A 7,153-nucleotide genomic window follows, 5' to 3' on the forward strand; every position below is an offset into this window, starting at 1 on the left:
ACGACCTCGGAACGGCGCCTGGTCCTGGGGCACCCGGCGGCCGTCCCGGCGACCCCTTCGTGCCCCAGTTCGATCGGCGGGGGGTCGGTCAGAGGGTCAGGGTGCCGTCGGCGGCGCGGTGGGCGGCCAGGCCGACGGGCTCGTCGTCGGTGATGAGGCTCATGACGTCCTCCGCGGTGCTGGTGCACCAGGCCCGGTGACGATCGGGCGTGCGGGTCGCGATGAACGCCTTCTCCGGGGCACCGTCGCGGTCGTGCATCACCGTCGCACCCTCGATGCGCACGGCCCCCTCCCAGTCAGTGACCAGCGGGACGGAGCCCACGTCGTCGACCTCGGCCTGGCAGTCGCGGTGGGCGAAGCGGCCCCTTGACGGCGGACTCGTCGAGTACACGCCGAAGGCGTGCTTGGTGAGGAAGCCGCCGTTGGCGGTGACGAACCCCACCGCCCCGGCGTCGGCCCGGAGCGTATCGGCCATGGTGGCGATGGAGTGCGAGACGTAGTTGTTCCACGGGCCGCCGGCGAAGCTCAGCCCGCCGGTGACGGTGAGCGGACGGTCGTAGCCGAGGCCCAGCTCGTCCACCGCGACCTGCACCGCCGAGGGGAAGCAGGAGTACACGTCGACGTGCGCCAGGTCGTCGATGCCGACCCCGGCGAGGGAGAGCGCCTTGGTCCCGGCGATGCCGATGGCCGGCGAGCGGTGCAGCGACACCCGGTTGCCCACCCACCAGGTGTCGTGGGCGTCGGTGCCGGACCAGGGGAACACCCAGCGGTCGGTCGGCACCCCCAGGTCGAGGGCCCGCTCGACCGAGCACAGCACCAGCGCGGCGGACTGCTCCACGCTGTTGTTGGAGTTCATCACCTTCGGGTACGGGTGCCCGATCATCCGGTTGCCCGACCCCACGGTGCGGATCTCCTCCGCGCTGCGGACGTCGCGGATCCAGGCGTGCGGGTTGGCCGCCGCCACCTCGCTGAAGGCGGCCCACAGCTCGGAGACGACCCGCTGGTGCTCGGCCTGGGTGCGGCCGGCGGCAGCCCGCAGGGCGCTCTCGAAGATCGGGTAGAGGGCGACGGGCAGGAAGAGGCCGCGGGCGATCTCGTCGGGCGCCGCGAGGGGGGTGTCGTCGCCGAACCGGTCGGTCGGCGCGGCCCCCTCGTCCTGGACCGTCCAGCCGAGGTCGCTCGACGAGGCCCGGGCCGCGGTGCGGGTCCGCCACGCCTCGGCCCCGCCGATCAGCACCAAGTCCGCCCGCCCGGCGGCGATGTCGGTCGCGGCCCGGCTGAGCAGCGTCTGGGGGTAGTTGCCGCCGGCCACGGTCGCCCAGCGCCGGTCCGGATCGGCCCCGAGCGCAGCGGCGACGAGGGCCGCAGGGTCCCGGTAGCGCCAGGAGAGGATGTCGACCACGCCCACCGTGTCGAGCCCGGCCAGCAGGGCGCCGGGGTCGGCCACACCGGTGTCGGCGGCGGCCTGGCGCGCGGCGCGAGCCAGCATCTCGGTGGGCTCGGCCGGCGCCTCGCCCCGGTCGACCCGGATGTTCAGCTGACCCACGCCCACCAGGACGGGAAGGCGCGGGTCGAGCGTTCGGGCGACGGGGGCGGGCATGGGTGGCCTCCGGCAAGAGGGCGGCGCTTGACCGGCCGGTCAGGAGCGAGTCGCAACGGTAGGGGCGGCCCCGAGGGTCACTACAATCCGACCATCGACGTCCTCGTGATCTGCACCGGGAACCAATGCCGCTCGCCGATGGGGCAGGCCCTGCTCCGCGACCGCCTGACCCGCCTCGGCGTCGAGGCCCGCGTCGGTTCGGCCGGCCTCATCAGCGAGGGTGCCCCCGCGTCGGAAGGGAGCATGCGAGCGATGGGCCGCCGGGGTCTCGACCTGGGGGCGCACCGCAGCGTCCCCCTCACCCCGGGACAGGTGGCGACCGCGGACCTGCTGATCGGCATGACCCGCCAACACGTCCGCGAGGCGGTCGTGCTGGAGCCCGACGCCATCGCCCGGACCTTCACCCTGCGCGAGCTGGTGCGGCGAGCCGAGGTGGTCGGTCCCCGCCTCATCGACGGTCAGGACGGGAGCGAGTCGGTCGAGGCCTGGATCGGGCGTCTGGGGTTGGGTCGGCGGGCCCGCGACCTCATGGGCGACGACCCCGCCGACGACGTCGCCGATCCGATGGGCCGGTCGCGACGGTTCTACGAGCGGTGCGCGGTGGAGATCGAGGACCTCGTCGACCGCTTCGTCGCCCTCGCCTTCCCGGTCGGTGGGCCCGCTCGGGCAGACTCGCCCTGATGCGCATCGCCCTCGGCTCCGACCACGCCGGCTACCCCCTCAAGGCCCACCTGGTGCCGTTCATGACCGCTCTCGGCCACGACGTCGTCGATGCCGGCACCGACTCCGAGGCGTCGGTCGACTACCCCGCCTACTGCGCGGCGGTGGCCCGGGCCGTGAGCTCGGGCGCCGTCGATCGCGGCATCGTCGTGGGTGGCTCGGGCCAGGGCGAGCACCTGGCCGCCAACGCCGTGCGCGGGGTGCGGGCCGCGTTGGGCAACGACCTCTACACCGCCCGCATGAGCCGCCGGCACAACGACGCCAACGTGCTGGCCCTCGGCGGGCGGATCGTGGGCACCGGCCTGGCCGAGGAGATCGTGTCCCTCTGGCTCACCACCGACTTCGAGGGCGCCCGCCACGTGCGCCGTGTCGAGCAGCTCGCCGAGATCGCCTCGCTGGCCGCCGACCCCGCGGCCCAAGATGCCCTGATCGACCGCCTCGCTCCCGGCGCCACCGCCCGCGCCCGGGGCGCAGGCTCCCCCACCTGATCCACGTCCTCCGACCCCACCCACGTCCGCCGACCCCACCCACCACCCTGAGAACGTCGACTCCGCCGACACGATGCGACCCCCTGACGGCATCGGCTGCGCCGACACCGAACCCCGAGGAGACCCATGTCCTGGCCCCACGTCGACGACACCGAGCTGTTCTCGATCATCGGCGACGAGATCGACCGCCAGAACTCGACCCTCCAGCTCATCGCGTCGGAGAACTTCGCCTCGCCGGCGGTGCTGCGGGCCACCGGGTCGGTGCTCACCAACAAGTACAGCGAGGGGTATCCGGGCAAGCGCTACTACGGCGGCAACGAGGTCATCGACCGGGCCGAGGAGATGGCGCGCGAACGGGCCAAGGAGCTCTTCGGCGCCGAGCACGCCAACGTGCAGCCCCACTCGGGGGCCAACGCCAACATGGCCGTCTACCTGGCGATGCTGGCGCCGGGCGACACCGTCCTCGGCCTGCGCCTCGACCAGGGCGGCCACCTCACCCACGGCTCACCGGTCAACGCCAGCGGCATCCTGTACCACTTCGTCTCCTACGGCGTCACCGCGTCGGACGAGCGGATCGACTTCGACCAGGTCCGGGCTCTGGCCAAGGAGCACCAGCCCAAGATCATCGTGGCCGGCGCCACCGCGTATCCGCGGATCATCGACCCGGTGCCGTTCCGTGAGATCGCGGACGAGGTCGGCGCCCTCTTCATGTTCGACGCCGCCCACATCGCCGGGCTGATCGCCGGCGGCGTCCACCCCAACCCCGTGCCCCACGCGGACGTCGTCACCTTCACCACCCACAAGACGCTGCGCGGCCCCCGAGGCGGCTGCATCCTCAGCCGGGCCGAGCACGCCGCGGCGGTCGACAAGGCGGTGTTCCCCGGGTTCCAAGGCGGACCCCTCGACCACGTCATCGCGGCCAAGGCCCTCGCCTTCGCCGAGGCTGCCGACCCGTCCTTCGCCGGCTACTCGCAGGCGGTCGTGGCCAACGCCGCCGCCCTGGCCGAGCGCCTCGGCGGCCACGGCCTCCGGCTGGTCTCGGGCGGCACCGACAACCACCTCATGCTCGTCGACCTCCGCAGCGTCGATCCGGAGCTCTCGGGCAAGAAGGCCCGCCTGGCCCTCGACACCGCCGGCATCAGCCTCAACGAGAACACGGTGCCCGACGACCCCCGGCCGCCGTACATCACCAGCGGGCTGCGCATCGGCACCCCCGCGGTGACCACCCAGGGCATGGGCGTCGCCGAGATGGCCACCATCGGCGACCTGATCCACCGCGTGCTCACCCGGCGCGGCGACGCTGCGGTGCTCGCCTCGGTGCGGGCCGAGGTCCGCGAGCTCTGCTCGCGGTTCGCGCCGTACCCGGGCCTGGAGGCCTGACACCCCAACCCGCCCGTTCTGAGTGCCCGATCCACGCCCGGTGGGGAATCCTGCCCACAGGAGGGGAGTCGCCACCGACGCCGGACGCCCCGGCTGAGGCCGAGCCCCGCAGTAGCGTCGAGCGCGATGCGGGACCCTCAGCCTCCAGTGCCCACCCCCGCCACCGGGCGGCGGTGATGCCGTCGACGGCCGCCTACGGCACCGTGTTCGCCGTCGCCTTCGGTCTCACCCTCGTCCTGACGCCCGTCGCCGGGTGGGTGTCGAGGCGGGTCGGGGTGATGGCCCAGCCCGACGAGCGCCGGGTCCACAAGATCCCCACCCCCTACTTCGGCGGGGTGGCCATGTTGATCGGCTTCCTCGGCGCGCTGCTGGTGGCATGGCGCCTCGAGGCCTTCGCCGAGATCTTCGACGCCCCTCGGGCGGCGATCGGCGTCGCCCTCGGTGCCTCCTTCGCGTGTGCCATCGGCACCGTCGACGACGCCCGGCCGGTCTCGCCGCCGGCGAAGATGTCGGGGCTGGTGCTGGCGGGCACGGCGCTGTACTTCTTCGGCGCGGCCATGGCCGTGCTGCGGGTGCCGTTCGCGGGCGACGTGCTGCTCTCGTCGGACCTGGCTCCCCTCGTGACGGTGATCTGGGTGCTGATGATGGCCAACGCGACCAACTTCATCGACGGCCTCGACGGCCTGGCCGCCGGGATCGTCGCCATCGCCGCCGGGGCCTTCTTCCTCTACGGTCACCGACTGGCCGGCGTCGACGTCGAGGTGATCCGGCCCGACAACCCCAGCCCGCTGCTCGCCATCATCGTCGTCGGCATCTGCATCGGGTTCCTGCCCTACAACTTCCATCCCGCCCGCATCTTCATGGGCGACGGCGGGGCCCTGATGCTCGGGGTGATCCTGGCCGGCTCGACGATGCTCGTCGGCGGGCAGAGCTCGAACCCCTTCAGCGGTCAGGTGTTCTTCTTCTACCTGCCGCTGATCCCGTTCTTCATCATGGGCGTGCCCCTCCTCGACACCCTCTGGGCCATCATCCGCCGGGCCAGCAAGGGCCAGAGCCCGGCCCACGCCGACAAGGACCACCTCCACCACCGGCTCATGCGCCTGGGCCACGGCCAGCGCCGCAGCGTGCTGATCCTCTGGACCTGGACCGGGCTGCTCTCCGCGTTCGTCCTCTTCCCCGTCTACACGCGGCGGGGCGACGCGTTCGTGCCCATCGGCATAGCCGCCCTGGGCCTGATCCTCTACACCTACCTGCACCCCGGCGCCCGCCGCACCCGCGACATCGAGGCCTGAGGGCCGCCGGACCCTTTCAGCCGGACCCTCCGCCCCAACGGTCCGAGCGAACTGGTCGCCACATCGGGGCCGGGAACCCCCGGATCCGTGACCAGTTCGGGATGAGAAGTGGTGCGCCCTGTCAGTCGACGCCAGTCGACGTCAGTCGGCGGCCTGGTCGTTGCCCTCGGTCGCGACCGACAGCACCACCGCCCCGAACACGACGAGCGTGGTGGCCACGGTGTGGATGAGGTCGTCACGACCCACGTCGAGGGTGCCCAGGAGGATGAGGATGGCGCCGGCCACCATGAACGCCACGCCGACGCGGGTGCCGCTCAGCACCCCGCCCCCTCGAACCGATGAGCACACCGACACCGGCCGGTGAGCGTTCGCTCACCGGTTCGCCCTCGGGAGCGGCTCAGCGCGTGCACCCGCTCACCCAACCACGCACGACCGACTCGCACAAGGACGACGGGCCCGCGAACCGATGTCACTGCCCCTGGGCCGCAGCGTGCACGGCGGCGATGTCGACCGGGCCCTCGCGCAGGAGCGTCCAGCCCGGGCCGGTGACGTCGACCACCGTCGAGGCGGCGCCCCGGAGGGGACCGCCGTCGGCCACCATCGCCACCGGCCCCGTCAGGGTCGCCGCCGCCTCCGCCGCTGTCGACGGGGTGGGCTCGCCGTGGCGGTTGGCGCTGGTGGTTGCGACCGGCCCCACCCGGCGGGCGACGGCGCGCACCAGGGCGTGGTCGGGGCAGCGGACCCCGATCGTGCGGGGGTCGGCGCCGAGGTCCCACACCGCAACGGGGGCGGCGCGGGGCAGCACCAGGGTCAGGGCGCCGGGCCAGAGCCGCTCGACGATCCGGTCGACCTCAGGACCGAGGGGGCGCGACAGGGTGCGAGCCGCGTCAGCATCGGCGACGAGCACCGCCAGCGGGGTGTCGGGCCGGCGGTCCTTCAGTGCGAACAGGCGAGCCGTCGCCCCCGGCACCCCCGGCAGGATGGCCAGGCCGTAGACGGTGTCAGTCGGCATCACCACCGGCTCCCCGGCGAGCAGGGCCGAGCACAGCCGGTCGACGAGCCCGGGGTCGGCCTCCGCGCCGTCCGTCGCGTGGGTCGTCACCGCGTCGGCGACGGCGCGGGGGCTCGGGCGACGAGCACCCGCTCGCGGCCGGCCAGGTCGGGACGGACCTCCACGTCGACGAGGCCGGCCGCCTCGGCCAGACGTCGCGCCGCCGGGCCCTGAGAGGCACCGATCTCGACGACCAGCGCGCCCCCGGGGGCCAGCCACGTCGGGGCCTCGGCGACGATGACCTCGACCGCCTCGAGGCCGGTCGGGCCGGGGACGAGGGCGGCAATGGGCTCCCAGTCAGCGACCTCGGGGGGCAGGGGCTCGTCGGCCGCCACGTAGGGCGGGTTCGAGGCCACCACGGCGACCCGTCCGACCAGGTGCGGGGGCAGAGGGGCGAACCACGAGCCCTCGTGCACAGTGACCGCCGCGCCGGCCACCCCGAGGCCGGCCAGGTTGGCTCTCGTCACCTCGATCGCGCCGGGCTCGACGTCGACGGCGTGGACCTCGACGGTGCGGCGCTCGGCCGCGACGGCCAGGCCGATGGCCCCGCTTCCGCACCCGAGGTCGATCACGACGGGGACGTCGATCGGGCCACCGCCGGGCGTGGTCCGGGCCCGGCGGT

General features: G+C 73.6%; 8 protein-coding genes. 4 read left to right on the top strand and 4 right to left on the bottom strand.

Annotated features, from left to right (window positions below; translation table 11 throughout):
- Nucleotides 1–88 precede the first annotated feature (88 nt).
- On the bottom strand, nt 89–1,600 hold the full coding sequence (locus VNL12_RS03495; RefSeq protein ID WP_325591525.1) for an acetyl-CoA acetyltransferase: 1,512 nt from the start codon (nt 1,598–1,600) through the stop codon (nt 89–91).
- A 105-nt stretch (nt 1,601–1,705) separates the two neighbouring features.
- Here VNL12_RS03495 and VNL12_RS03500 point away from each other — a divergent pair, with 105 nt between their 5' ends.
- The 4 genes from VNL12_RS03500 to VNL12_RS03515 all read left to right on the top strand — a co-directional run bounded on the left by VNL12_RS03500 (nt 1,706) and on the right by VNL12_RS03515 (nt 5,480).
- On the top strand, nt 1,706–2,281 hold the full coding sequence (locus tag VNL12_RS03500) for a hypothetical protein (protein ID WP_325591527.1): 576 nt from the start codon (nt 1,706–1,708) through the stop codon (nt 2,279–2,281).
- On the top strand, nt 2,281–2,808 hold the full coding sequence (gene rpiB, locus VNL12_RS03505) for a ribose 5-phosphate isomerase B (RefSeq protein ID WP_325591528.1): 528 nt from the start codon (nt 2,281–2,283) through the stop codon (nt 2,806–2,808). The genes VNL12_RS03500 and rpiB overlap by 1 nt, the downstream gene beginning before the upstream one ends.
- A 126-nt stretch (nt 2,809–2,934) precedes the next feature.
- A complete protein-coding gene (glyA, locus tag VNL12_RS03510; RefSeq protein WP_325591530.1) occupies nt 2,935–4,188 on the top strand; it encodes a serine hydroxymethyltransferase in 1,254 nt (417 codons plus the stop codon).
- Nucleotides 4,189–4,364: 176 nt separating this feature from the next.
- Nucleotides 4,365–5,480: an MraY family glycosyltransferase gene (locus tag VNL12_RS03515; RefSeq protein WP_325591536.1), complete on the top strand. Its 1,116-nt coding sequence runs from the start codon at nt 4,365–4,367 to the stop codon at nt 5,478–5,480.
- 141 nt (nt 5,481–5,621) lie between these two features.
- On the opposite strand, the gene VNL12_RS03520 is transcribed toward VNL12_RS03515, so the two are convergent.
- The 3 genes from VNL12_RS03520 to VNL12_RS03530 all read right to left on the bottom strand — a co-directional run.
- Nucleotides 5,622–5,801, bottom strand: a complete 180-nt coding sequence (locus tag VNL12_RS03520) for a hypothetical protein (protein WP_325591531.1) — start codon at nt 5,799–5,801, stop codon at nt 5,622–5,624.
- Between the two features lie 148 nt (nt 5,802–5,949).
- A complete protein-coding gene (locus tag VNL12_RS03525; protein ID WP_325591533.1) occupies nt 5,950–6,582 on the bottom strand; it encodes an L-threonylcarbamoyladenylate synthase in 633 nt (210 codons plus the stop codon).
- Nucleotides 6,579–7,153 (bottom strand): HemK/PrmC family methyltransferase (locus VNL12_RS03530; protein ID WP_325591534.1); only part of this gene is annotated, 575 nt, incomplete at its 5' end. The genes VNL12_RS03525 and VNL12_RS03530, both read right to left, overlap by 4 nt.

It is taken from the genome of Iamia sp. (assembly GCF_035575815.1).
In the GTDB taxonomy this organism is placed as follows: domain Bacteria; phylum Actinomycetota; class Acidimicrobiia; order Acidimicrobiales; family Iamiaceae; genus Iamia.

Bases quoted from the DNA above. Each gene is read 5' to 3' on its own strand.
- VNL12_RS03495 (WP_325591525.1), bottom strand. From the start codon at position 1,600: ATGCCCGCCCCCGTCGCCCGAACGCTCGACCCGCGCCTTCCCGTCCTG.
- rpiB (WP_325591528.1), top strand. From the start codon at position 2,281: ATGCGCATCGCCCTCGGCTCCGACCACGCCGGCTACCCCCTCAAGGCC.
- glyA (WP_325591530.1), top strand. From the start codon at position 2,935: ATGTCCTGGCCCCACGTCGACGACACCGAGCTGTTCTCGATCATCGGC.
- VNL12_RS03515 (WP_325591536.1), top strand. From the start codon at position 4,365: ATGCCGTCGACGGCCGCCTACGGCACCGTGTTCGCCGTCGCCTTCGGT.